Raw genomic sequence first — 25,173 nt, forward strand, 5'->3', positions numbered from 1 at the left:
CCTCCCACTGAAAGTCGACACCATGCGCCCGCTTCTCGCGGCCGCCATCGCGGGCCTGTGCCTTGCGAGCGGCCCTTCGTACGCCCGCCCCTTCACGATCGAAGACTTCCTAGCATTGGAAGATATCGGAGAGGCGGCCATCACCGATGACGGGCGCTGGCTGATCTTGGAGCGCCTGCCGCCGTACGGACAGGTCGGCGACTTTGGGACAGACGCCTGGTTGAGACTGGGCGGACGAAAGCTGCTTGTTGCAGACCTGAAGGCGGCCCAGCCCGCCCTGGAGCCGCTGTTCGCGCAGGCTCCCGGGGCGGGTTACGTGGCCGGCCCCATCTCGCCGGGCGGTGAGCGGATGGTGGTCTATAGACTACACGCTCGGACCTGGACCATGGGTGTGGTCGATCTTAGTACCCGCAAGGTTCGGTGGTTTGAGTTGGCGGTGGAGCGTCAATCGATCGCCCGGACCGCACAGTGGCGTGACGACCGCAATCTGGTCGTCATCGCCGCGCCCGCCGGCGCGGGGCCCTCCATGCTGCGACGCGAGCTTGCGCCAGCTACGCTTCTTCCCGCCTTCTGGCGGGCTACGGCGAAGGGAGAGACGGCGGTCTCCGCGATCGGCGCCGGGCGTTGGCTAACCCTGAGGACGAGGACGCCTGACACCCGGATCATCGAAGTGGATGTGGCTGACGGCGCCGAGCGATTAGTCGCGGAAGGTCCCTTCCTCGATCTCGAACTCTCACCCGATAGCAGCAGCCTCGCCGTTCTGACGCGAGAGGAGGATCTGCCCCCCGCCCGCGAGCTTGTAAGCGCCGTGCTGCCCTATCGCGTCGGACTTCGTATCGTCGATCGCCTGTCGGGAGAGACGCGCATTCCTTGCGGGCAATGCGATCATCTACCCCACCTCATGAGCTGGTCCTCCTCGGGACACGAGGTGTTGAGCTTTGCTCGCGAGCAGGGGCGTAGCTGGGAGGAAGGTCGGTTCATGCGACTGAACCGTTCCGGTTCAGTCCAGGTGATCGATGAGGGAAGGCCGAAGCTTGCCTATCACGTCACCACTGGCAAGACCGCCTCGGCCTTCTGGATGGGTGACGATCCAGCGGTGCTGGTGACTTCCGCAGACGGTCGGGCCCAATGGCGGTTGGCGACCCGCGATGGTTCGATCGATCTGACCCGGCGTTTTGCGACGACGCCGGCGCGGCCCGTGGCCGCCGATGCTCGCTTCGCCTGGTTTCTGCAAGGCGGCGCGCTGTGGCGCACTGACCGTCGGGGCGTCGCGTCGCCCGTCGTCAGCCGCGTCAAGGCGGTCGCTCCCGGGGCCGCGTTTGGTGACGGCGCGCGCGCCACCTGGTCTTCTCCACCAAGCTTCGCAGACCTTCGGCTTGATCGGGGATCCGCGTCCAGTGGTGTGGTCGAGTTGTCGGCGCCCGCCACGCAACGAACTGTGGCTGCTCGTGGGGGAGCGGCCCTTGTCGCGTCGACCGATGATCGTGGGGTGAGGCGTTTGACGTTGCACTCGGCCGCCGGCAAGCCCGCGACGCTCTTGACGCTCAACCGCCACCTTGGCGCCGTTGACCCGGTACGCATGGAGCAGATCAGTCACGTCGGTCGATCAGGGCGACCGCTGTTCTCCTGGCTCTTCCTGCCGTCTGACACTTCGGCGCCGCCACCCGTCGTCGTCGTTCCTTATCCTGGTCCTGCTCGCGGCGCCCCGTCGACATCGTTCTTGCCTGGCCAGGAAAACCCGATCGCCAATGTCCAATTGCTTGTCGGCGCCGGCTACGCGGTTCTGCAGCCGAGCCTACCGCTGGAGGCGGGTGATCGAGAAACGATCCACCACGTCGCCGAGGACATCCTGGCGATCGTCGACGCCGCTGCGCAGCGCGAACTGGTCGACGGGCAGCGCGTGGCGCTTTGGGGACATTCCTTCGGCGCCTATACGGTCATGATGGCTGCGACCCAGAGCCCTCGGTTCGCCAGCGTCATCGCCATGGCCGGGATCTACGATCTGGCGAGCGTGCGCAATGTCGGTCCGCTTCACGAAAGGCTCGATCCACGCCAGGGCGCGTCGATCGCCTGGACCGCCGGCTGGACGCAGGACGCACAGGCCAACATGCGCGCAGGGCCCTGGGCGCATCCTGACGATTATGTTCGCAACAGCCCGCTGTTCGCCGCCGATCGGATCGTCGCTCCAGTAATGCTCGTGCACAACGATCTGGACTACATCCCTCCATGGCAGGCGGAGCAAATGTTCGGCGCGCTGCATGCGCAGGACAAGGATGCGGTGCTGCTGACGTATTGGGGCGAAGGCCACGGCGTTCGCAGCCCCGGCAACCTGCGCGACCTCTACGTTCGGGCCTTAGACTGGCTCGATCGCGGCTTCAACGGCGCGCCGCGAGGCGCCCTTCCCACACCCGCACCCAGGCCTCCATCAGCGAAAAGGTAAGCAGCACGCTGAGGTCCGCCCGCTGGATCATCTGACCAGGCTCCAGCATCGCCCGCACCGCGGCCGGATCGACAAGCTCCATCTGCACGAGCCGGCCGGTGGCCAGGTATTGTCCGATCACGCCGGCGTTGGCGGCGACGTGGCGAGCATAGTAGCTGCTGAGCAGGCCTTTGGATTTTCGTTCGACGATGGAGGCTGGCAGCGACGTCTTGAACGCTTCGCGCACCAGCGCTCTGTCGCGCGTTCCCCCAGTCAGCAAGCTCGCTGGGATCGCGAGGCAATGCTCAACGATGGGCTGGGAGAGCAATGGGTGGATAAGCGCCGCCGCCTCGGCGCGCCTGCACGGACCTAGGAACGCCTGACTGTTGTAAAGCGCATCGCCCTGCAGGGCCTTGGCGGGAGTTATTCCCCCCGGGGCCCGCCTTCTCCAGCGACGGGTGTCCATCGTCAGGGGCGAACCTGCATCCGCCAACTTGCCGCCATCAGCCCACAGCGATCCAGCCACGGCTCCAACCACCGACCATACTGTTGATCCCTGCCATCGGGCGAGATCCGCCCACAGCGCCAGGGCGTCCTTGCGCCCTTCCCCAAACAACGGATCGGCGCCGATGAGCGGACTTGGCATTTGGTAGAAGACAGCGTCGCCGCCCTGCCCCCCAAATACAGCGTCCGCGCCTGCCTCGGCCAAGCGATGAGCTAAGTCCGCGTCGCTAGCGGCGTCCAATCCCGCAGTGGCGGGGCGAAGACCTTGAGCGGCGCTCTCAAGCACCTGAACGTTGAAGGGCTCGGCAAGCTTGGCGACGTAGGTGATTACTAGATCACGCTTGCGGGCAAGGTCGGCGACGTAGCGGCGCTCGTCCGCGCCTCGTGTATCCTCGTGATAGTTGACCGTAAGTCTTGGCCGCGCCCCCGCCCGAACGAGGCTGTCAGCCACGATAGCTGAGTCCAGCCCTCCGGAGACTTCGCATCCAAAATTCTGGAACCGGCCAGCCCAGCTTGTGATGCAATGGTCGATGCGGTCTCGCAAAGCGTCGGGAGCGAGCGCGCCTGGAACGTTGCCTGGTCGGCAGAAGCTCTCCCAACGCCAGACCTGCCTGTTGCGTCCGTTTCGAAATACGGCCCCGGCGGCCACCGTGTGAACGCCGATGAGGGGACTCAAACCAAAAGCCTGCGGCTCGCGCCTGAGGAATCTTGCGACGGCGACGGTATCGATGCGCGTGGCGGCAGGGAGGCTCTTGTCGAGACACGGCGGCGCGGCCGATGAGACGACCTGAAGCCCATCACGCTCCCAGGTAAAGACGTCGATAAATCCCAGGGGGGATCGCAATACCGAACCGTCGCGCCATATGGCGACGTACCGTCCCCAAGCCTGGCGGCAAAGACGTTGCGCCCCCTCCTCAGGCTCTTGCGACAGCGCCTGCCCAGTATCTCCAAACACCTGCCCGACAAGCACGCCGCTCTCGCCGGTCGTCACGTCGAGATCGCTCGACGCCCAAGCGACAATTCCGGGCTGCCTGACACGGGGTTGGCCAAAGGCACGATTCAGGTGGACCTCGATCGGCTGAGCCAAACCGAGAGCGCGTTCGTCATCCGGATCGAACAGGAAGGCGACATAGCCTCTCATGCCCGAACCCGCATGATGGGCTCGTAGAGTAAGACGCGATCTAGGGTATCGCTAAGAACCAGATCTTCCTTCTGCAGCCAGCAGTGTGCGGAGAACGGCCAAGTCCGCACGCCGAACACCCAGTCGACCTTGATGTGGGAGGCTTGCAAAAGCCGAAGCTGGAGAAAGCAGCGCTTCAGGCAAAGACCCTGGAAGGCAAGCCAAGGGCGTACATGCATGAAGCAGCTGCTCAGCTGTGCGGCGCCGTCAGGGGAAAGATCATCGCAGCGCTGGTTGCGAGCCGTTGAAATCAGTCTGGGGAATGAGAGGGCATGGAAGGCGAGGCCAGCAGCGGCCAGTTGGGGCGCCCACCGCGCGATCATCATGGTGGGCGTGATGCAGTTGGCCAAATCCCGGGTCGGCGGAATGAAGAGGGACGCCAGGCGTGACCCAGGAGCGGCGAGGCCCATCTCATGGAGTTGGGACGCCAGATGCTCATCCTCTATCGTGAGCTCGCCGCCCGGCGCCGCGCTGATCTGCTCGGCGGCGCCCTCCAGGCACAGGTACTCACCATCGCGCTCATTCAGTAGGACGATATCGAGGCCAATGACGGCGACATGGATATGGTCGAGGAACGTCATGCGAAAGCAAAGCGGCGACCGCTTACGCGGCCGCCGCTCCGACGCTCAGGCTTGATAGCGCAGAACGCCGCCGAACTCTTCGTCCGGGCCGCCCGTCGGCGCGCAGGTGACTTGCTTGGCGCGGCCCAGAGCGACGATGGTGATCTTGGTGTTCATGACTGTTCTCCTGTCTTGGCTTCATCAGCGAAGCCGATGACAGGGTCGAACCGCTCACTTGTATGGTCGAGTTATATGCAAGGATCGAAGTGCTATATCGCCGTCGGCGAATGCGGCGGCCGGTCACCCGTCCGCCGCACCAAGCTTACGCGTCGTACCAGGTCATTCCGCCCAGTTCTTCAAACTGGATGCCGATCGGCGCCCTGGTGAGCTTCTGGGCGCGTCCGAGGCGGATAAGCGTGATGGATTTCGACATGGTTCTTTCCTCGTCAGTGTGACCGGCCGATCGCCGGCTCTCCATCGCCGCGCCGCTGCGACCTATAGCCAAGTCCTATGCGCCGATCGGCGGTCTATTTTGGAGGATCGTCCAAGGCGGTCGTCACGGCATGGGCGTATGGCGTGCGGCGGCGAAAGTACGACGCGACGGTCGACCACAGCTGATCACGGTCACCGCGATCATAAGCATCGGCGAGGTCCCGCGCTTCCGCGCCGGCGTCTGGCAAGAGACGCGCTTCGACAAGGCGATACGGCCTTAGCCGGTCCGACACACGATATTCGGCGGCAAGAACATGCTGGTTGCCGCTTTCGCGCATCAGCTGCCTGAAGATTCCCTCGACGAAATCGACGAGCACAGCCTCGCGAGCAGAGCCCGCTCCAAGTTGCGTGTCGAGCGTAAGACGGGTGTCGGACACCGCCAGAGGCGAGGCGCCCGGCGCCGTCATCAAGGCGTAGGCGACATAAAGACTGTGCAGCCTTCCCAAATGCAGCCAGTCCTGCGCGTTGGACGTCCAGACGAAGTAGCCGCCCTCCCGGCGGTCGATCAGTCCTTCGCCTGCGAGGCGAGCAAGCGCTTCGCGGATCGGTGTCTGACTTAGACGCTTTTGTCTGGCCAGTTCAGGAACCGAAAGGTGTGCTCCTGGCCGCAGTTCGCCATCGCGTAGCGCTGCGCGAATTTCCCTGAGGACACGTTCGAAGGGCGTGGAGCGCATAGGCGATGCTGACCAACCAAGACGGTGCGTCTAGTCCACAGTCGCAGCGCGGCGTTGTCGATAAGCCAGCCTCCAAAGTGATTGCTTCCACTCGCGTGGCGCATCGCGACCGTAGGCGGCGTAACGAACTTGCTCATCTTGCCCCCTCAGGCTGCCACTTTGTGACAACCGGGCCGTCACATGGTGGTTCACGATATACCGGGGGTTGAAACGCAGCCTTGATTGTGCAGCCTACCCGACACAACGAGTAACAGGTCTGCTTTGTAATCGATGGCGAACGAGGGCGATCCCGAACCCACCTTGGCGGAAATCATCAAGCTTTCAGTGGGGAGTCTGCGGCGCTATCGCGGAATGACGCGTCAGCAGGTGGCCGACGCGATGGGCGTAGGGATTAGAACCTACGACCGCTTTGAGAACGGCGAAGGCGGCTTCGAATTCAAGCGATGCGTCGTATTCTGCAGAGCGATCGGAGGAGCCGACCCATATGCCTTGTTTTTTGGGGTGCTCGCTAAAGACGCACACCTGGCGCTTGCGGCCGCCGACAACAAGATGATGCTCGCCATCATCAGCCTAACCTTGAACCTGTCGGCTCGACTTCGCGAGGACGTCGGGTTGCTCAAGGCGCAGCCGATCGTATCGGCAGCGACCACGATGATGGATGGGCTGTACGCGAAAGCGAAGGAGCGAGACGTGTTCTCCGCCGACTGGCTAGAGGAACACGAACGCCGACTACGAGCCTATCTAGAGCCCGATGAGCCGGAATAGCGCCCAATAGCTCGCCGCAAGGTCGATCGTGCGGGACTCGTTATGTCCGGCCTGCAGTACTGGCGGCCGCTCGACGCAGTTCGCGGGCCGTGGAGAGCGCTGCCCCCCTGCCGTCAGCTGCCGACTGCAAGGCGTGATGCGCCACGGACGGGTGCCGTTCCTTGGTCCTGGTCCTGATGGGCCAACACCGCCTCCATGGCGTCGACCAGCTGCGCTACCTGCAGGGGTTTGGCGACAATCCCGTCCATGCCGGCGGCTTCATATTGCTCCACCTGGTGGCGCAAGGCGTTGGCGGTCACCGCAAGGATCGGGGTGCGCCGACCCGATGAGCCTTCCTGAGCGCGGATTTCCCGCGCCGCTGCGACGCCGTCCATGATCGGCATCTGGATGTCCATGAAGATCAGATCCCAGCTCTCCCGACGCCAGGCGGCGACAGCCGAAGCGCCGTCGGCTACAACGGTTACGCTCGCACCCAGTTGGCTAAGCAGCGTCTTGATGACGAGCTGATTGGTTGGATTGTCTTCCGCAACAAGGACCTTCAGACCGCCGGCGTGAACGGCGTCTCGCGAGTCCTCCGAGGAGCTTTGCACCAACGGCGCGATATAAGCCTTCAGCGGCAAGGAGACGGTGAACGTCGCGCCTTGGCCAAGCTGACTTTCCACTTGCACGTCGCCGCCCATCAGACGGCAGAGCTCTCGTACGATCGATAGGCCAAGCCCCGTCCCTCCATGACGCCGCGTCGTGGAGGCGTCCGCTTGCACGAAGCGATCGAACAAGGCTCCCAGCTGATCGGAAGGAATGCCGACGCCGGTGTCGATCACCTGGATCGTGATCCCTGCGTCATCGGCCTCGACCGTAGCGGTGACCCCGCCCCTTTCGGTGAACTTCACGGCGTTGGAGATCAGGTTGTTGAGGATCTGGCGGATCCGAAGGGGGTCACCGAGCCAACAGCCCGCCGCCGACGGGCAGACGTCGACGTGCAAGGTGACCTCCTTTTCCTTCGCCAAGGGTGCGAAGGCCTCTTGGGCGTCGCGGGCGATCTGCTCAAAGTCGACCGCTCCTTCCTCGAGCTCCAACTTCGCAGCTTCAATCTTGGAGATGTCCAGGACGTCGTTGAGGAGCGTCGAAAGCGCCTCTCCAGACCGCCTGATCAGATCGAGACGTTCAGCTTGGTGCGGTGGCAAGAGCTCGCGGCTCATCACCTGCGCCATGCCAAGGATGCCGTTCAGCGGCGTTCTGATCTCGTGGCTCATGGTCGCCAGGAAGACGGATTTTGCCTCATTGGCGTGCTCGGCGCGCTCAAGCGCCGAGGCGACCGCGTTGGCGGCGTCTTCGCGCCGACGCACGGCGCGCAGCACATGCAGCAGGTAGAGCATCGCCCCAAGATCCAGGAAGAGCATCTCCACCATGCTTGCGCCGGGCTCGACGATGATGGTGACGATCGGCAGCGCCGCCAGGACCGCAATGTAAGGGACGGCGCCGCACCACAGCAGCTTGCCCGTCGTATCGGGTTGGGTGCCGACGTTCAGCAGACCGCCCATGATCACCACCAAGGCGATCAGCCTTCCCTCCATCCCAGCTTCGAACCACAAGAAGGGACCGATGGACGCAAAGACAGCGCTATTGATGGCGGTAAGGGCCAGGTAGCGCAGCTCCCAGGCCGCGGACGGGCGGTGATGCGGGCCGATCATCGCCGCCCGCCCAGACCAGACATTGACGGTCTGCGCTATGCTCGCGGCCGCCAGCCAGACGCAAGGCCATAGCGGAGAAGCAGCGTACCCCGCCGCCATGGCGATTAGGACCGCAAATCCCAAACGCATGCCCAGTTCTTTGGATCGCGTGGTGGCGGCGCTGAAATAGCTTTGGCGAGCGGTTTGCGACATTCGGAGACAAAATCAGCCTCAGCCATAAGATAAAGTTTAAATCGATCGGCCAAGCTTCGGCCCGTCGATAATGTCGCGCCCCCGACAACATCATTCGTTGTTAGTGGTTTTGTCTGACACCCGACCCAATCCGACTTTCGGCAGCGCGCCTTATTTCTCTAGAATCCACCCCCAAGCACAGCTTAAGGTGGCGAGCAGTCTTGCTCAGTTCTGAAAGCCCCAATGATCCGGCTTGGTGTTGTACGGCGATCCATCGTGCAAGGCGTCGCCCCCAGGTGGGCGCTGCTGTGGGCGCTGCTGGCGATCGCGGCTCCAGCCTTCATGCGCATGGTGCTGGCCCCTTTGGTTTCCGGCGTTCCGTTCTTGACCTTCTTTCCCTCGCTGCTGATTGCGACGGTCTTTTTGGGCTGGCGGTGGGGCGTTGTTGTGCTGGTCGGATCGGCCCTCACGGCCAACTACATGTTCCAGCCGCCGCTGATGGCGTTTTCGTTTGGAACGCAGGAAGCTGTGTCCACGGCCTGCTTTGCGATATTCGGCGCCCTGGAGATCTCGGTGGCCGACGCCCTGCGCCGATCGGTCATCGAGCTGGAGGACCGGACAGAGCGCGAAGCGCACCTTAATGTCGAGCTGCAGCATAGGGTCAACAACACCCTGACCATCGTTCAAGGCTTGGCCCGCCAGACCGCCCGTCATTCGGACACCTCCAAGACCTTTTATGAGGCCTTCAGCGACCGGCTTTTGGCTGTCTCTCAAGCCAACCAAATCCTCTCCAGCCAAGGCTGGTCGATCACCGCCTTGCCCGATCTTGCTCAGGCCGCGCTTAAGCCGTTCACGACCAGCGGGCGAATTGTCGTCAGCGGACCAAGCTGTCAGCTTCCGGCCAAATCCTCGGTGCCTTTGGCGCTGGCGCTTCACGAGCTGGCGACCAATGCGGTGAAGTATGGCGCGCTGTCGATCCCGTCGGGGGGTGTCCGGCTGTCGTGGTCGGTGGAGGCTGACCAGTGTCGCCTCATCTGGCGGGAAGAAGACGGCCCCAGCGTGAAGCCTCCGACCCGGCGGGGCTTGGGTTCGAAGCTGCTGCGAGCGCAAGCTGGGCTGGAGGCCGTCTCTTTGGAGTTCTTACCAGGCGGAGTGGTCTGCCGCGTCGCCATCGACGGGGCCAAGCTCACAGCGACCACAGGCTTGAGCGCGCACGGCGCCTAGCCTGAAGCTTTCTGCGCCCATGAGGTGCGATCGCGGCTGGAAGGTCGCGACCGCACATCAACGACGGGCGGATGGTTCAGACTAGGGGCGAGCCTTCACCGGCAGGCGAAATGGCGCGCCGAGCCGGTTGAAGGCGTTCATCGCGGCGATCGTGATCGTCAGATCGACAAGATCCTTCGGCTCGAACGCCGCGGCCGCGGCTGCGTAAGCTTCGTCGGAGGCGTGTGTTTCACTCACTCTCGTCACTTCTTCAGCCCAGGCCAGGGCGGCGCGATAGTTGTCGGCAAAGAGATGGGGAACCTCGTGCCAGACGGGGACCAGAACAACCTTCTCCACAGGCATGGTCTTGAGGAGGTCGCGTGTGTGCAGGTCGATGCAATAGGCGCATCCATTAATCTGCGAGACCCTCAGGAAGACGAGGTGGATCAACTCCTCGGGTAGGTTGGTGTTTTGGGTGACGTAGTGGTGGACCCCGACGAGGGCTTTGGCGCCGTCGGGCGCCACGTCATACCATGTCAGGCGGGCAGGATTGTTCACTTGAGAGCTCCATCAGGATGGCGCCGCCTATCGGCGCTGATAGTCCTGACGAGGCTGCGGCCCGCGGTGTGACATCGATGGTGATAGATCCGGCGGACGCCCCCCTTTGGTCGCGCCGCGAACAAGCCGACTGCGCGCCGATCCGCGGCGCATCGCAACCGCCTTGCCTGCAGATCTTTGGGCGACGCGCGTAGGTCCGCCCCGCCCACGCGCTGCGAAAAGCCGACGATTTCGCACGCTCGACGGGGGCGCGCCCTCGCCTTCAGAGCGCCTGTCTAAACCAGGCTCGTCCCGAGGCCAGATCGAGCGTCACCACATGCTGGCTCAGGAACGGCTGCCCAAGATTGCCGTCCATGATCATGTCGGCGACCACCACCGGACTATCGACGCGGATACCCTCGGCGATCGGATAGTCGAGGCGCTGCTCGCCCTTGTCGGGGCTCAGCCCGAAAAGCTGCGCATAGTCCCTTGCGATGAGGCTGACGCCGCCGGCGCCGCTATCGAGCGTCAGCCAGGCCATGCCGGCCTTGGTGGGCACGCCAATGAAGACGGTAAGGCATGCGCCGGAGCATTCGCGGGCCAGACGCAAGGGAACTTCACGCGCGCCTTGAATACGGGTCTGGAGACTTGTCGGCGTCTCGATGATCAGCTCGGCGGCCTTCTGATCGAGGGTGATCGCCTTCCCATCGAAGGCGTCCAGCGACAGAAGGCCGTCAGGCTTGCGATCGGCGCCCCAACGAGCGCCCCAGTCGATGGTCCCGACATCGGCGCGGGTCAGCACGATTTGGCCCGACGCGATGCTCGCCTGATCGCAACGCGGGCCGGATCCCTTCTCGCCGAACATGTTGAAGCCCGTCGTGCGGCCCCAAAAGCGGCAGTCGACGCCCGTGGCGAACTCCGTCTCCAGCAGGGTGCGGCCGCCGCCGGTGTCGAGGAAGAAGCGGCCGCTCTTGCCGTTGACCGTGATCGGCAAAGTCCAGAGCGCCTTTCGAAAGCGCTCCAGCTTTATGACCTGCGGGCTGGCAGGCTCAGCGGCGATCGCCGCCGATGCGAACGCCAGCGCCACACCCCAGACGAGCCCGCAGGCGAGGAGAGCGGCCCTCATGCGCCCTCCGCCGGATAGGCGACGCCCGCCAGCTCGATCTGGCGCTCGATGAAGTCGTGAGCGGCCTCGTAGTATTGGCCGACCTGCGCCTTGGCGCCGGCGCTGATGATGTAGCCGATCATCGCCGCCTTGGCCCCAAGATCGCCGCCGCCCAGAGCCTGGAAGTAGGCTTGCTGGCCTTCGATGTAGTCGAACGCCAGCTCCAGATCGATGCTGGCCGCCCTCGCCTCGTCCTTGCCGATGATGGTCTCGTACGCCTTGGCCACGGCCGCCTCGAAGCTTAAGTGCCCATACGCCGCGGCGAAGGCCGTCGCGCCGTCGCCGTGGACGCCCAGGTTCACCGCGAAGTTGATGTAGCGGTTCTCGGCGCTGAACATGGCGTAGTACGGATCGGTCAGGTCGTTAGGATTGGCGGCGGAGTTGATCAGCCAAGCCAGGCCCTCCGCCGACGGCGCCGAGCCGGTGAAGAAGCGATAGGCGTCGTGCGCCACGCCCGTGGTCGGCATGGAAAGTTCGATCAGGGCCTCATGCGCCTGCGCCTTTGTCATCAGGCCGGCCTCGACCTTGGCGGCGATCGCCTTGGCGGCCAGGGCCGTCGCATGCAGCGGATTGGCCACGACCCGGCCGTCCGGCAGGGTGACGCTCTCGGCCAGCGCCTTGTCGGACTCCAGGTCGGCGCCGATGGCGACGCCGCCAAGATCGACGATGCCAGGCTGCTGGCCAGGTTGCGGGGGCGGAGGGGCTGGATCGGCCGGATCGTCCGCGGGCGGCGGCGGGGGCGGAGGCGGAGCGGCGGTGAGGTTGCGCACCGACTGGCCGGTGAAGCTCGCCGCGTCCGCGCCGTCAGTGCTTTGCACCACGTCGTCGTCATCGGCGGTCGGATCGGGATCGGCGTAGGCGAGGCTGACCGTCTGAGCGGACCGCGCGGCCTGGCTGAGGGTCAGGACGATCTTGCGGGCTCCGTCGAAGCCGACGCTGGCGACGGTCGCATGGCCGCCTGCGATGTCGACCGTGAACGCCTCGGCATCGAGCTGGGACGCCACATCGAGGTCCCGGTCGTACCCCAGGGTCAGCTTGGCGCCGTCGATCACGGCCGAGACCAGGCTCGGGGCGACGGCTTGCGCGGCTGCGGCGACAGTGAAGGTACGGTCCGCAGCCTGGCTGGTGTTGCCCGCGGCGTCCCTGGCGACGACGCTGATGGTCTCGGGCCCCTCGCCCATGGCGGCCAGGTCCGCGGCGGTCAGCGCGTAACTCCAGCTGGAGCCGCTCACCTGCGCCGTTCTTGTGACGCCGGAGAAGGTCAGGGTGACGGCGGACCCGGCCTCCGTCGTTCCCGTCACCACGACGCCAGTCTCGTCTTCATCGATGACGTCGTCGCCGGCGATGGCGAGGACGGTCGGCTTAGACGGGCCAAGCGTATCGATGGCGATCGTGCGGCTGACCGACTGGCCCACATTGCCCGCTTCGTCCACGGCCCAGAAAGTCAGGGTCTCGGCGCCCTCGCCCATGCCGGCGACGTCGTTGGCGCTGATCGGGAAGCTGAATGCTCCGTCGCTCACCACGGCCTGGAACGTCGTTGCGCCCAGGCGCATGAAAACCGACGAGCCTGCCTCGGCCGATCCCTCTACCACGAGCGCCTCAGCCTCTTGCGCGTTGATCACGCCGTCCTGTGCGATCGTATCCACGACCGGCGCGCTTGGGGCGATCGTGTCGACGAGGATCGAGCGCGTCGCCGCCTGGCCGACATTGCCGGCGGCGTCCACGGCCTTGAAGGTGACGAACTGTCCGCCCTGCGCCAGGCTTGAGATGTCCTGCGGACTGAGGGTCAGGCTGTAAGCGCCGTCGGCGTCGGCTGTCACGCTGCGGGTCTGGCCGCCAAGGGTGATCTGCACCGTTGCTTGCGGTTCAGCGAGGCCCTCGATGGTCACGCCATCTTGCGCCTCTTCCAGATTGATCCGGTTGTCGCCGGCCATCAGGTCGACGCTCGGCGTCCCTGGCGCCAGGGTGTCGATCTCCACCCCGACCGAGACCGTATTCCACGAAGCGGTGGCGGCGGCTCCGTCGTCGGTGCGGATGCCGCCCATTCCCAGATTGAGGCCAAGAACGCTGAGGTCCTCGCCGTGGTCGGCGGCCTGAACGGTGTAGACAAAGCGCAAGGTGGTGGTCGTCGATGCTTCGGCGTCGAAGAGCGCCTTGCGGCCGTCGCCAAGATCAAGATGCGGCGCGCCGAACACCGCCACCTCTTTGTCCGATTGGACCTCGAAGATGATGGTCTGTCCCGCGCGCACCAGATCAACGCCCGTCGAGGTGGAGATCGTCGGCTCCGACAGGACGGCCCCTTCCCCTGGCACGGTCACCAGGATCGAGGCGCTTTGCGTCCCGTCGAAAACCGACACTGCGACGGCGGCTTCGAACATTTCGTAGATCACCGCATGGGTCTGCGGATCGATATAGCCTTCGAAGAACCCGCCCCATTCAGGATCCTGCGACACCTCGATCTCGATGGTGACGGCGCTCGGACCCGAGCCGAACGTCACCTGCAGGGTCGAGCCTGGGGTCGCGCCCTCGCCGCGGATGGTGATGGGCTCCTGGCGCTCGGGGCCGGCCAGATGGTTGTCGTCGCCGACGGTGAAAGTAATCGTCATGGGCTCGTCCGTTGAAGGGCGGCCGCATTGGACCGCGCGGGGTTGAAGGCGTGCGCGATCGCTCCGCGCGGATAGTCCCGGCGCAGGGGATTACGCATCCGAGGCGTCGTCCGACGCGCGCCATGCGGGCGCGCGTCCTCCGATGACGCGATCGGGAGGTTCGAGGGGTGGGCCGGCCGCCAGTAAGGGGCTGCGCCGCCGGCCCGACCGGCTAGGGGCGCCGGTTGGTGATATTGGCTATTACATCAATTTATCGACCGCAACAGCAAAGTTGCCCGTTGGGAAATTTTTGTTCGACGACCCGCGTCGCGCTTGCGCAATCCGTTTTGATGTTATAGGCGACTACATCAATGACGAGCACCACCCGCCCCTACAACAACACCCTGCGCCGCGAGCAGGCCGACGCCACGCGTGAGCGGATCTTGACGGCGACGGCGCAGCTTCTCGACGAGGGGGTGGCCGAGCCCACCAACAAGGCGGTCGCCGAGCGGGCGGGGGTGACGCAGGTGACCCTCTATCGTCACTTCCCAAGCCGCCAGCTTCTGCTGCAGGGGGTCTGGAGTCATCTCAACGCCAAGGCGGGCGTGGCCGGCGGCATGCCGCGCGATGCGGCCGATCTTCGCGCGCGCATCGCCCCGCTCTTTGAGAGCTTCGACGCCGCGCCTGGGGAGATCACCGCGCGACTGACGACGCCTCAGGGCCGCGTCGCCCGCGCCAGCCTCGATGAGGAGCGGCGCCTGGCGTTCCTGACCCTGCTTGAGGGGGCCGCGCCGCAGCTGCCGCCCGCCGAACAGGTCAAGGCCGCCGCGGTGCTGCAGCTGCTCTACTCGGCCTACAGCTGGCTGTCCCTGCGCGAGCAGTGGAATTTGTCAGGCGAGCCTGCCGCCGACGCCGTCGGCTGGGCGGTCGATGTGCTTCTCAAAGACCTTCAATCTCGCGGGGCGGCGCCGATCGCCCCCGCCGACGCACCGAAAGACGACGCCGAATGATCGCTCACTTCTCCATCCCCGCCGCCGACCCCAAGACGGTCTGCGAGGTTTTTGGCCAGATCATCGACGGCATGGTCATGCCCTTCCCCGTGGTGGACGGCGCCTGGGTGGCCATCGCCAACGACGGCTCGGGCCTGGGCGTTGAAGTCTTCCCGCAAGAAGCGGTCCACCATCAGGGGGAAGGGGTCAGCGACGGCTCGGCGGCGCAGGGGCCCTTCGTCATGCCCTGGGAGACGCAGATCCGCCACGACGGCTCGGCCCAGACCGCCAGCGGCTTCCACGTGGCGATCACCTCAAAACTGTCGGCCGAGGAGATCATCGCGCTGGGCCAGGCTCATGGCTGGCGCGCGGTCCATTGCGAACGGGGCGGCGTCTTCGATCTGGTCGAGCTTTGGATCGAGAACCGCGCGCTGGTGGAAGTGCTGCCGCCCAAGGGCGCCGAACGCTATCATGCGTTCTACACCCCGCAGGTGGCCGGCAGGATGTTCGCCGGACCGCCGCCGTCGGCGGCGTAAGGACGCCGCTGGCGGCCTTCTAGCGCGGGCGCCCAGGGTCAGCAGCAAAGCGGGCGCTGCGGACGCGAATCTTCAGGCGGCCGGGCAAAGCCGCCGGTCCGCGGCGGCGGCTTCCAAGCCGGCGGTGTCGAGATCTAGGAAGTCGGCGTTCATCAAGATGACGAGGGTGACGCCCTTTTGCGGATAGTGAGCCATCCAGGTCGAGAAGCCCTCGATGTCGCCGCTGTGCCAAAGACGATCGCCAAGCGGCGAGGCTGACCGAAAGAGCCCCATGGCGTAGTCGGCCTTGAGGCCCTCTCGCCACGCCGCCGGCATTCCGTGTCGCGTGGTGCGCCCGTCGCTCAGACGGCCAGGCGCGGTCATCGCATCAAGGCTTTGGCGGCTGATGATAGCGCCGGAAAAAAGCGATCGCGACCAAGACAGCAGGTCCGGCGCGGTCGCGCGCAGCGCGCCGGCCGGTCCTGGCACGCTGGGGTCGATCCAATCGGCGTTGCGAAGCTTCAGGGGCGCGCGGCTGGCCCGGCTGTAGCCGCGAACGCGCCCTGGCACGATGTCCGCCACGTGATCAACCGCGCTGGAGGTCATGCCTGCCCGTGCGAGGATGCGGCTTTCAAGAAAGGTTTCGAAGGACTGGCCCGAGAGCTTCTCGATCAGCAGGCCAAGGATCACATAGTTGCTGTTGCTGTAGGCCCAGGCCTCTCCGGCGGCGAAGGTCCGGGGCGGCTTCAGCGCACTGATGAGCGCCGCCATCTGCGCCGGGCTGCGCGACGCGGACTTCGCGCCGCTCTCTTCCACCGCTTGCGCGTAGTCGGCCAGGCCCGAGGTTTGAATCAAAAGCTGGCGGGTGGTGATGTCGCCTAGGAAGGCGTGCTCGGGCAGGTAGGCGACGGCCGGGCGATCAAGGTCCAGAAGGCCGTCTTCGGTGAGGGCGAGAACCGCCGCCGCGGTGAACTGCTTGGTCAAGGAAGCGATTTTAAAGACGGCCCCCGCACGCATGGGCGCCTGTGCCTCCAGGTCGGCGGATCCGAACGCCGCGATGACAGGCTCACGGCCGGGCACGTCAACCGCCATCACAAGGCCGGGCGCACCCTTGGCGAGGCTCTGCTCGCCCAATGCCTTCACCGCGGCCGCCAAGCCCTCGCAGACCGGCTTGCGCGTCTGCGCGTCGGCGCTCGGCGCCAGGGCCGCCACGCCGATGAGCAGGGCGACGCAGAGGGATGATCTAAGCATTGAAGAACCTGAAAGCACTTTCGGAAGACGACTAATGGAGGCCGTGATCGATCAGATCAAATGAACTCCTCGCAAGGCGTCCACGACGCACCCGGGGCCGCACCGTCGTGGGCCGAGATCAGATGGCGATAAGTGTCTTTGCGAGACAAGTCGCTCAAGAGATCGACCAGCACGATGGCGTAAGCGACCTTTTTTGCTGGTGGGGGCGCTTGGGATGTCCCCTCGCGGAGCCCGGGTTGCGTCAGACGGCGGCGCGATGCGGTCAGACAAGGCGTGGGGCGCAAGCGCGCCGCTGCGACCGCGATGATACCTGGGCACGGTATCTGTGGGGCCCTATTGCCCTTGGAGCGTTGTCGCCTGAAAAGGCGCTGCTTGCCTGCAACGCCTAATCGCTGTCGCGGCAAGCCCCACCAGCGCTGCGACGAACCGAAAGCCGCTCCGCGAATTGTTAGTCGTCGGGCCGCCAGGCGGGCGGCGGGACCGATAGCGGGACGAGGCGGACTTTGACCAAAAGGGGTGATTCCGAGACCAGGCTGCGCGCGCTGGACGCCGAACGCATCGCCGATGAGCTCGTTGGTCTCGACCGCGGCACCGATCCCTTCGTGGCGGCCGTGCGGGCGACCCGCATGCCGATGGTCATCACCGATCCGCGACTGGACGATAACCCCATCGTCTTCGCCAACGACTCCTTTTGCGCCTTCACCGGTTACGACCGCGCCGAGGTGCTTGGCCGCAACTGTCGCTTCCTCCAGGGGCGAGATACCGACCCCAAAGCCGTCAGGAAGATCGGCGAGGCCCTCGCCGAGGCCGCCCCGCTGAAGATCGACATCCTCAACTATCGCAAGGACGGATCGGCGTTCTGGAACCGCTTGTTTGTCGCGCCGGTGCCGGACGCCCACGGCGACCTCGCCTATTTCTTCGCCAGCCTGGTGGATGTGACCGACGAGCGCGAACGCCTGAGCGGCCTGGCGCGCGACAATGAACGTCTCGCCGCCGAGCTGGCCGCAAAAGCCAGCCTTGAACGCGAGCGCGATCGTGAGCTGGCTCTTGCGATGCAGGCTGGCGGCATGGGAGCCTGGAGCGTCGATGTGCAGACGCGCTCCCTCACCGACTCCGAAGGCTACAGGCTGCTCATGGGATGGCCTGTCGATCGGCCCATGACCTACGAAGATCGTCAGTCGCTGATCCACCCGGACGACAGAGAAGCGGTCCGGGCCCAAAGCCAGGCGACGATCAGTCAGGGCGCCGAGTACAAGATCAATCACCGGATCGTCACACCCGAAGGCGAGACCCGCTGGATGGCGGCGCGAGGGGTGCTGATCGAGGACGCGGACGGCGTGCCCTTGCGGATCGCCGGGGTTACGATCGACGTCACCGCCCAGGTTCGCTCGGAGCGCATGAGATCGGCGCTGATCGAGCTTGGCGACAGTCTCAAGGATCTGGAGGACCCGGCCGATATCTCCTTTGCGGCCGCCGAGATTCTGGGCCGCACCTTGCAGGTGAGCCGCGCCGGCTACGGCCTTGTCGATCGCGACGCCGAGACCATCACCATCGAGCGCGACTGGAACGCCCCGGGCATTCAAAGCCTGGCGGGGGTCCTGAACTTCCGCGATTTCGGCTCCTACATCGAGGACCTCAAGGTCGGCAAAACGGTGCTGATCACCGACGCCCGGACCGATCCGCGCACGACGCAGTCCGGCGCCGCCTTGGAAGGCATCAGCGCCCGAGCGGTGATGAACATGCCGCTCACCGAACAGGGCGGACTGGTGGCGCTGCTCTATCTCAATCATCGTGACGCTCGGGTATGGTCCGACGATGAGATGGCCTTCATCCGCGATGTGGCCGAACGGACCCGGGCGGCGGCGGAGCGGCGGCGCGCCGAGCGTGATCTGGCGCTCCTGGCCGCGTCGCTTGAACAGCAGGTGGAAGAACGGACGTCAGCCTTGATGGCGGCGGAGTCGGCCTTGCGGCAGTCCCAGAAGATGGAGGCGGTCGGTCAGCTCACCGGGGGCATTGCTCACGATTTCAACAACCTGCTGACGGGCATCACGGGCAGCCTCGACATGATCGCCAAGCGGCTCGCCGAAGGCCGCATCCTGGAGACCGACCGCTTCATCACCGCCGCTCAGGGCGCGGCGCGACGCGCGTCCTCCCTAACCCATCGGCTGTTGGCCTTCTCGCGGCGCCAGACCCTGGAGCCTCAGCCGACCGACATCTGCAAGCTGGCCTCCGGCATGGAGGATCTCATCGTGCGGACCATGGGTCCGGCCATCCGCGTGGAATCCGTTCATGCCGCTGGGCTGTGGCCGGTCTTCGTGGACCGCGGACAGCTTGAGAACGCGCTGCTCAACCTTTGCATCAACGCGCGAGACGCCATGCCGGACGGCGGGGTGGTGACCATCGAGACGGGCAATCGCTGGCTCGACCGTCGCGGCGCCGAGGAGCGCGAGTTGACCCCCGGCCAGTACGTGTCGCTTTGCGTGTCGGACACGGGCGTGGGCATGTCGCCTGAGGTCATCGCCCGCGCGTTCGAGCCCTTCTTCACCACCAAGCCGATCGGCCAGGGCACGGGACTTGGCCTGTCGATGATCTACGGGTTCGCCAAGCAGTCCGGCGGACAGGTGCGGATCTATTCGGAGCCGGACCAGGGCACGATGGTCTGCCTCTATCTTCCCCGCCACCTGGGCGAGGTGGACGACGCGGTCGAAGATGAGGTCGGCCACGATCAGGCGCCCCGGGCCGACGGCGGCGAGACGGTCTTGATCGTCGACGACGAACCGACGGTGCGCATGTTGGCCGCCGAGGTTCTTTCAGAACTGGGCTACACCACAATCGAGGCCGAGGACGGCAAGAGCGGTCTGGCGGTCCTTGCCACCAACCGGCGCGTGGACCTGCTGATCACGGATGTGGGTCTGCCGGGCGGCATGAACGGGCGACAGGTCGCCGACGCCGCCCGCGTGGCGCGGCCCGACCTGAAAGTTCTCTTCATCACCGGATACGCCGAGAACGCGGTCTTGAGCCACGGTCATCTTGATCCCGGAATGCAGGTCATGACCAAACCGTTCGCGACGGACGAGCTGGGGCGCAAGGTCAAGGCCATGCTCTCCGGCGGCTGATCTGAGCGTCGCCGTCGGGACTTGAGGCTGGGCGTCGTCGCGCAAGCAAGCCGATGTGGTCGTTGTCGACTTCCTGATGTTAGATCGCCGAGCGTCGTCGAACATCGGCGCGCCGCGCCTGGACCTCCATGCGCGCCCGATCGATGGCCTCCATCTCGGTGGCCTGCAGCAGGTCTTCGATCACTCGGTCCAGATGCGCGCGCATGGCCGCCCGGGCTCCAGCGGCGTCACGGCCGCGAAGGGCGGCCAGGATGATATGATGGTCGTCGATGGCTGGACGTGATCCGGCCTTGCGCGCGCGGGCCAGCATCGTGGCGCATAGCGGCGACTTGTAGCGCCAGTCCCAAAGGGTCTCGACCATCAAGGTGATGGCGGCGTTGCGCGTGATGGCGGCGATCTTAACGTGGAATGCCCGGTCGGCATGCTCGCCGGCCACGTCGCCGCGGTTCTCCTGCACCATCTTGGCGATGATGGCCTCAAGCTCGGCGGCGTCCTCTTCGGTCATGTTGACCGCGGCCAGGGCGCAGGCCTCGCCTTCAAACATCCGCCGCGCTTCGGTCAGCTCGAAGGCGCCGATGTCCAGCTCCATGGGCACTTCGGTCTGCTCCGGCGCCTGCAGCACCCAGACCCCCGAACCGTGGCGCGTCTCGACCACGCCGCGGATTTCCAAGGCGATCATGGCCTCGCGCACGGTCGGCCGGCTGACGCTCAGCCACTCGGCGAGGTCGCGCTCGGAGGGCAGGCGCGCGCCAGGCTTGTAGCGCCCCTGACGGATGGCTTCGGTGATCTGCTCGGCCACCTGTTGATAAAGCTTTTGGGCGACCTGACTCACGTCAGCGTCCGCCCGCAGCTCGATGCGACGTTCCTCTGCATCACTTCGCCCTCCCGTGCCCTCTAGTGATGGGTGACGCGGCGCAAATTGGTCAAGCCATTATCGAAATGAGCGCCCGACCTGCTGTGCATAGAAATATCCCCGGTAGCGCTATCATTCATTGTTTTCATTCAGTTCTTTAGACTTCCAACCACCCTCACGCTGCAGAAATGACGACACCGGTGGCAATACCAATCTTGACGGATAACGCAGATTGGCCTGATAACTTTCAAGCAGACGCCGCGAGCGCGTCAGGGAGGGATAAGATGAGAACTGCTGACCGCGGGGCGCTGCGCGCCGCGCTCCTGGCGTCCTGCGCCATGATGGCCGCCGCGCCGGCCTTTGCACAGACCCCGGCGCCCGAAGCGGCCGCCGACGACGCGGTCGAAGAAGTGGTGGTGACGGGTTTCCGCGCCGCCTACACCAACGCCATCGCCACCAAGCGCGACACCCTGCAGATCTCCGACGGCATCTCCGCCGACGGCATGGGCCGCTTCCCCGACCTGAACGTGGGCGAAGCCGTTCAGCGCATTCCGGGCATCCAGATCAACCGCGAAGCCGACAGCCGCAACGCCACGATCTCGCTGCGCGGCCTGCCGGGCACCTTCGCCCGCACGACGCTCAACGGCGGCGCCTTCGCCGACCCGATCCTCAATGGCTCCACCCCGCTGGGCGCGTTCAACTCCGACATCTTCACCGCCATCAACGTCATCAAGTCGCCGACGGCGGCGGACCTGGCCGGCGGCCTGTCGGGCAATGTGGATCTTCGCATCGCTCCGGCCCTGGGCCGCAAGGATGGCGGCTTCGCCAAGGCGGCCTACGAGTACAATGAGCTTGGCGACCTGGGCAGCCCGCTGGGCACCATCGGCTACAACAAGCATCTGACCGACGACTTCGCCGTCTTTGGGGTGTTGGCCTACAAGAAGGAAAAGTTCCGCCGCAACTCCATCACGGTGAACTCCTGGGCCAACCGCCTGGGCTCCATCCAGGTGGGCAACCAGGCCGTTCCCGGCCAAAACCCGGTCTATGACGCCCTGATCGCCCAAAACCCGGGCGGCGTCTATTATCCGAGCCAAACCCGTCAACTGGTCAAGTTCAACCAGGGCGACACCTGGTCCGGCGCCACCGGGTTTGAGTGGCGCATGAACGAATACTGGAAGATCGGGGCCAACGGCTTCTTCACCAAGCGCAAGCTGGATGAAGCCACCAACAACCTGCTCTACATCGATGCGACAGCGGGGCAAAACACCAACACCGCCCTCAGCGCCACCTCGGCCGTGGCCCGCATCAGCAACATCGGCACGCCGTACATCGTCAAAACGCCCAACGGCGACCGCGCCTACATCAACTCGTTCTCGGCCGAGAACATCAACACCTTCAACTCCATCCGCTCGGAGCCGGCCGAGAACTCCACCTGGGCGATCAACCCGACCGTCGAATTCGACAATGACGAATGGAAGGCCACGGCCAACCTGACGATCTCGCGGGCCAAGGCGCGCGCCGACCAGATCGAGTTCGACATCGTCCAAAACCCCTACCGCAACCTGGGCTCCGCCGGCCTGAACGGCATCACCACCTCGGTGGCGCTCGGCGGCACGGACCTTTCCAACTACACCGCGGTCCTCAACACCCCGCGCAGCACCCATATTCCCACCGGCGGCTATCCGATCCCGGCCACCCCGAACGCGGCCACCCAGGCCGGCGCCCAGATGCCAGGCCAGGCGGCCGGCACGCCTGGCGACCGCTTCGGCGTCACGGGCACCAACGGCATGGCCAAGAACGAGCTGGATTCGTTCCAGCTGGATCTGGTCCGCAGCTTTGGGGAAGACGACTTCCTGAGCGCCCTGAAGTTCGGCGGCCGCGCCGAGCGCCGGGAGTTCACCTCGTCGGGCTCGCGCAACACCTCGCTGGGCTCGCAGACCCAGAACATCACCCCGGCCATGGCCGCGCAGCTGTCCTATGCCCGCGACTTCTTCGGCGGGAAGGCCGGCGGCGCCACGTCCAACTGGATGGGCGTCGACGTGAACCAGATCTTGTCGGTCGTCACCCCGATCAACACCAATCCGCGCTCGGCGGCCAATCCCAACGGCCTGCCCGACCAGTTCGCGATCAACGCCCCGGGGGTGTTCCTGACGCCATACGGCTTCATCAACAACTACTGGGACGGCAACTACTGGAACAACAACTTCACCAACGCCGCCGACATCTATGCGGCCTATGCGATGGCGGAGTTCAAGAGCGAGGTGCTGAGCGTCCCGGTGCGCGGCGCCGTGGACCTGCGCTACGAGTACACCCAAAACGACATTACCGCGCTCAACTGCATCAACTGCTCGGCGGCGACCTCGGTCGTGGCCGGCCCCGTCAATCACTCGCTGACCACCACCAACACCGAAGAGACGTACGACTACTGGCTGCCGTCCATCGTGCTGGCCGCCGACCTGCGCGATGACCTCGTCATGCGCTTTGCGGCCTATTCCACCTATGTTCGGCCGCAGCCGCGCGACATCGTCCCGACCAGCTTCGTCCAGGAGCCGATCAACCTGACGCCGCCGGTCGATCCGGTCTACACGGTCACCATCGGCGCCACCGGCCTGAAGCCCTACACCGCCGACAGCTACGACCTGTCGCTGGAGTGGTACAACCGCCCCGGCGGACTGATCGCCATCGCCGCCTACCGCAAGGAGATCAGCGGCTATATCGGCCCGATCACCGACCCGGCCCAACTATGCCCGGCCAATGGCGTCATTCCGGGCCTCAACGTGAACCTCGGGAACCTGTCGATCGACAACTCGGCCGGCACGCCGCGCTGCATCAGCTCCAACCAGTTCGTGGGCGCCGGCGGCGTCCTGCGCAACGCCCAGGTCAACGTCTCCGGCCAGACCAACCAGAACGACATGACCGTCACCGGTGTGGAGTTCAACATCCAGCAGAACCTCGACTTCCTGCCGGGCTTCTGGCGCAACTTCGGCGGCGCGTTCAACTATTCTTGGACCAATATCGACGGCAAGGACCAGGCGGGCCGCGACATCACCCTGCCGAGCGTCTCCAAGAACAACATCAACGTCATCGGCTACTACGAAGCCGACAAGTTCGGCATCCGTCTCGTCTACAACTGGCGTGACAAGTACGACCTGGCCGCCGGCAACTCCTTCGTCGGCGACGCCCGAACCGTGAAGGCCCGCAGCCAGCTGGACGCTTCGGCCTCCTACAAGCTGACCGAACGCCTGACCGTATCTGTGGACGCCTTCAACCTGACCGACGCGACCCGCTCCGAATACGAGAACGACCCGATGCTTCCGCGCCGGATCGACTACGACGGGCGCACCTATCAGGTGACGATGCGCGCCACCTTCTAGAACCTCTCCTCGCGGCCGGGCTCTCTTAAAGCGCCCGGCCGCCTCTTCTTTGCGGAGCCTTGCGATGCGAACGGCGCTGATCTGCGCAGCCTTGCTGTCCTCCTTGACCGCCGCGCCGGCTCTCGCCGCCGGCGGTTTTTCCATCTGCGCGCCCGCCAAGGCGCCGATCGGCCAAGCCCCGGCCAACGCCCAGGCCGCGATCGAGCGCGCCCGCGGCAACCTCGCTCGCCCGCCGGCCCCGCTGCCGCGCCTGCACACCGAGGGCACCTTGCCTGGCCACGGCATCCGCGACATCAGCATCAAGGCCAAGGCCGACCATCCGATCACCCTCGACTTCGCCCTGGCCTGGCGGCTGACCGGCGAGCGCGCCTTTATCGATCAGACCGGCCGCTATCTGACCGCCTGGGCGGACGTCTACGAGATGTCGTTCAACCCCATCGATGAGACCGGCTTCGACGCCTTGATGCTGGCCTACGACCTGACCAAGGCCGACCTTCCGACCGCCACCCGCACGCAGATGGACGCTTTTTGGCGGCGCATGGCCGTCGGCTATCTGGACGCGATGGACGCCGGTCCCAAGAACGCCCACACCAATTGGCAGAGCCACCGCATCAAGCTGGCCGCCATGAGCGCCTTCGCCACCGGCGACGAAGCCCTGATCGCTCGCTCGCGCAAGCGCTACGAGGCGCAGGTGGCGGCCAACCTGAACCCGGACGGCACGACGTTCGACTTCCACGAACGCGACGCCCTGCACTACGTCACCTATAACTTCGACCCGCTTTTGATGGCCAATCTGGCCGCCAGGGCCAACGGTCAGGACTGGTTCAGCCATCGCTCCGCGACCGGCTCCAGCCTGCCCCATTCGCTCGATTGGTTCGCCGCCTACGCGCGGGGCGACAAGACGCACATCGAGTTCGCCAATTCCAAGATCCAGTTCGATCGCGACCGGGCCAATTCCGGCCAGTCCGAATACGCGCCCCATCCGTGGAAGCCGTCAGCGGCGGTGAACACCTTCGCCTACGCCGCGGCGCTCGATCCGAAGTACGCCGCGCTCAGCCGCCAGTTGTCCGAGCGCTATTTGCGGCCCGCACCGGTTTGGATGTCGGTCTGCCTGCCGGCCAAGGCCTAG

At 65.3% G+C, this 25,173-nt stretch carries 17 protein-coding genes; 8 read left to right on the forward strand and 9 right to left on the reverse strand.

Translation table 11 applies throughout. From position 1 onward, the window contains the following. Positions 1-22 precede the first annotated feature (22 nt). A complete protein-coding gene (locus tag ABOZ73_RS08050; protein WP_369062185.1) occupies positions 23-2,440 on the forward strand; it encodes a prolyl oligopeptidase family serine peptidase in 2,418 nt (805 codons plus the stop codon). Here ABOZ73_RS08050 and ABOZ73_RS08055 read toward each other — a convergent pair. From ABOZ73_RS08055 to ABOZ73_RS08065, 3 genes are all read right to left on the reverse strand, one after another. After that, the gene (locus ABOZ73_RS08055; RefSeq protein WP_369062187.1) at positions 2,376-4,064 is read right to left on the reverse strand and encodes an asparagine synthase-related protein; all 1,689 of its coding nucleotides are present in this window, start codon (positions 4,062-4,064) and stop codon (positions 2,376-2,378) included. The two genes, ABOZ73_RS08050 and ABOZ73_RS08055, sit on opposite strands and share 65 nt — an antisense overlap. Next, positions 4,061-4,684, reverse strand: coding sequence for a lasso peptide biosynthesis B2 protein (locus tag ABOZ73_RS08060; protein ID WP_369062189.1), 624 nt, complete (start codon positions 4,682-4,684; stop codon positions 4,061-4,063). The genes ABOZ73_RS08055 and ABOZ73_RS08060 overlap by 4 nt, the downstream gene beginning before the upstream one ends. Positions 4,685-5,190: 506 nt before the next feature. Further along, positions 5,191-5,829 (reverse strand): GntR family transcriptional regulator, encoded by a 639-nt coding sequence (locus ABOZ73_RS08065; RefSeq protein ID WP_369062191.1) that lies wholly within the window; start codon positions 5,827-5,829, stop codon positions 5,191-5,193. Between the two features lie 270 nt (positions 5,830-6,099). Here ABOZ73_RS08065 and ABOZ73_RS08070 point away from each other — a divergent pair, with 270 nt between their 5' ends. Then, positions 6,100-6,594: a helix-turn-helix domain-containing protein gene (locus ABOZ73_RS08070; protein ID WP_369062193.1), complete on the forward strand. Its 495-nt coding sequence runs from the start codon at positions 6,100-6,102 to the stop codon at positions 6,592-6,594. A 113-nt stretch (positions 6,595-6,707) separates the two neighbouring features. Here ABOZ73_RS08070 and ABOZ73_RS08075 read toward each other — a convergent pair whose 3' ends face one another. Beyond that, the gene (locus tag ABOZ73_RS08075; protein WP_369062195.1) at positions 6,708-8,477 is read right to left on the reverse strand and encodes an ATP-binding protein; all 1,770 of its coding nucleotides are present in this window, start codon (positions 8,475-8,477) and stop codon (positions 6,708-6,710) included. Between the two features lie 321 nt (positions 8,478-8,798). Here ABOZ73_RS08075 and ABOZ73_RS08080 point away from each other — a divergent pair, with 321 nt between their 5' ends. After that, complete coding sequence (locus ABOZ73_RS08080) at positions 8,799-9,680, forward strand: HWE histidine kinase domain-containing protein (RefSeq protein ID WP_369062197.1); 882 nt, start codon at positions 8,799-8,801, stop codon at positions 9,678-9,680. Positions 9,681-9,761: 81 nt separating this feature from the next. Here ABOZ73_RS08080 and ABOZ73_RS08085 read toward each other — a convergent pair whose 3' ends face one another. The 3 genes from ABOZ73_RS08085 to ABOZ73_RS08095 form a co-directional block, all read right to left on the reverse strand. Then, a complete protein-coding gene (locus ABOZ73_RS08085; protein WP_369062199.1) occupies positions 9,762-10,217 on the reverse strand; it encodes a carboxymuconolactone decarboxylase family protein in 456 nt (151 codons plus the stop codon). Positions 10,218-10,479: 262 nt separating this feature from the next. Continuing rightward, positions 10,480-11,322: an aspartyl protease family protein gene (locus ABOZ73_RS08090; protein WP_369062201.1), complete on the reverse strand. Its 843-nt coding sequence runs from the start codon at positions 11,320-11,322 to the stop codon at positions 10,480-10,482. Beyond that, the gene (locus tag ABOZ73_RS08095; RefSeq protein WP_369062203.1) at positions 11,319-13,967 is read right to left on the reverse strand and encodes an Ig-like domain-containing protein; all 2,649 of its coding nucleotides are present in this window, start codon (positions 13,965-13,967) and stop codon (positions 11,319-11,321) included. Before ABOZ73_RS08095 ends, ABOZ73_RS08090 begins: the two co-directional genes overlap by 4 nt. A gap of 350 nt (positions 13,968-14,317) precedes the next feature. On the opposite strand from ABOZ73_RS08095, the gene ABOZ73_RS08100 reads away from it, so the two are divergent. Both ABOZ73_RS08100 and ABOZ73_RS08105 read left to right on the forward strand, forming a co-directional pair. Continuing rightward, positions 14,318-14,956 carry a TetR/AcrR family transcriptional regulator gene (locus ABOZ73_RS08100; protein ID WP_369062205.1) on the forward strand — a complete coding sequence of 213 codons (639 nt, stop codon included), beginning with the start codon at positions 14,318-14,320 and terminating at the stop codon, positions 14,954-14,956. After that, entirely contained in the window at positions 14,953-15,471 is a 519-nt protein-coding gene (locus tag ABOZ73_RS08105; RefSeq protein ID WP_369062207.1) for a hypothetical protein, read from the forward strand. The genes ABOZ73_RS08100 and ABOZ73_RS08105 overlap by 4 nt, the downstream gene beginning before the upstream one ends. A gap of 72 nt (positions 15,472-15,543) precedes the next feature. On the opposite strand, the gene ABOZ73_RS08110 is transcribed toward ABOZ73_RS08105, so the two are convergent. After that, positions 15,544-16,719: a serine hydrolase domain-containing protein gene (locus ABOZ73_RS08110; protein ID WP_369062209.1), complete on the reverse strand. Its 1,176-nt coding sequence runs from the start codon at positions 16,717-16,719 to the stop codon at positions 15,544-15,546. Positions 16,720-17,204: 485 nt separating this feature from the next. On the opposite strand from ABOZ73_RS08110, the gene ABOZ73_RS08115 reads away from it, so the two are divergent. Further along, a complete protein-coding gene (locus ABOZ73_RS08115; protein ID WP_369062211.1) occupies positions 17,205-19,817 on the forward strand; it encodes a PAS domain-containing protein in 2,613 nt (870 codons plus the stop codon). A gap of 79 nt (positions 19,818-19,896) precedes the next feature. Here the strand turns inward: ABOZ73_RS08115 and ABOZ73_RS08120 are convergent, their stop codons facing one another. Beyond that, entirely contained in the window at positions 19,897-20,649 is a 753-nt protein-coding gene (locus tag ABOZ73_RS08120) for a FadR/GntR family transcriptional regulator (protein ID WP_369062213.1), read from the reverse strand. A gap of 305 nt (positions 20,650-20,954) precedes the next feature. Here ABOZ73_RS08120 and ABOZ73_RS08125 point away from each other — a divergent pair, with 305 nt between their 5' ends. Beyond that, positions 20,955-24,044 (forward strand): TonB-dependent receptor, encoded by a 3,090-nt coding sequence (locus ABOZ73_RS08125; RefSeq protein WP_369062215.1) that lies wholly within the window; start codon positions 20,955-20,957, stop codon positions 24,042-24,044. 64 nt (positions 24,045-24,108) lie between these two features. Next, positions 24,109-25,173, forward strand: a complete 1,065-nt coding sequence (locus tag ABOZ73_RS08130; protein ID WP_369062217.1) for an alginate lyase family protein — start codon at positions 24,109-24,111, stop codon at positions 25,171-25,173.

The sequence above is a fragment of the Caulobacter sp. 73W genome (assembly GCF_041021955.1).
In the GTDB taxonomy this organism is placed as follows: Bacteria; Pseudomonadota; Alphaproteobacteria; order Caulobacterales; family Caulobacteraceae; genus Caulobacter.

Excerpts from the sequence above, each read along its gene's own strand:
- ABOZ73_RS08105 (WP_369062207.1), top strand. The coding sequence starts at position 14,953 with ATGATCGCTCACTTCTCCATCCCCGCCGCCGACCCCAAGACGGTCTGC.
- ABOZ73_RS08075 (WP_369062195.1), bottom strand. The coding sequence starts at position 8,477 with ATGTCGCAAACCGCTCGCCAAAGCTATTTCAGCGCCGCCACCACGCGA.
- ABOZ73_RS08060 (WP_369062189.1), bottom strand. The coding sequence starts at position 4,684 with ATGACGTTCCTCGACCATATCCATGTCGCCGTCATTGGCCTCGATATC.
- ABOZ73_RS08050 (WP_369062185.1), top strand. The coding sequence starts at position 23 with ATGCGCCCGCTTCTCGCGGCCGCCATCGCGGGCCTGTGCCTTGCGAGC.
- ABOZ73_RS08130 (WP_369062217.1), top strand. The coding sequence starts at position 24,109 with ATGCGAACGGCGCTGATCTGCGCAGCCTTGCTGTCCTCCTTGACCGCC.
- ABOZ73_RS08055 (WP_369062187.1), bottom strand. The coding sequence starts at position 4,064 with ATGAGAGGCTATGTCGCCTTCCTGTTCGATCCGGATGACGAACGCGCT.
- ABOZ73_RS08125 (WP_369062215.1), top strand. The coding sequence starts at position 20,955 with ATGAGAACTGCTGACCGCGGGGCGCTGCGCGCCGCGCTCCTGGCGTCC.
- ABOZ73_RS08100 (WP_369062205.1), top strand. The coding sequence starts at position 14,318 with ATGACGAGCACCACCCGCCCCTACAACAACACCCTGCGCCGCGAGCAG.
- ABOZ73_RS08080 (WP_369062197.1), top strand. The coding sequence starts at position 8,799 with ATGCGCATGGTGCTGGCCCCTTTGGTTTCCGGCGTTCCGTTCTTGACC.
- ABOZ73_RS08065 (WP_369062191.1), bottom strand. The coding sequence starts at position 5,829 with ATGCGCTCCACGCCCTTCGAACGTGTCCTCAGGGAAATTCGCGCAGCG.
- ABOZ73_RS08090 (WP_369062201.1), bottom strand. The coding sequence starts at position 11,322 with ATGAGGGCCGCTCTCCTCGCCTGCGGGCTCGTCTGGGGTGTGGCGCTG.
- ABOZ73_RS08070 (WP_369062193.1), top strand. The coding sequence starts at position 6,100 with ATGGCGAACGAGGGCGATCCCGAACCCACCTTGGCGGAAATCATCAAG.
- ABOZ73_RS08095 (WP_369062203.1), bottom strand. The coding sequence starts at position 13,967 with ATGACGATTACTTTCACCGTCGGCGACGACAACCATCTGGCCGGCCCC.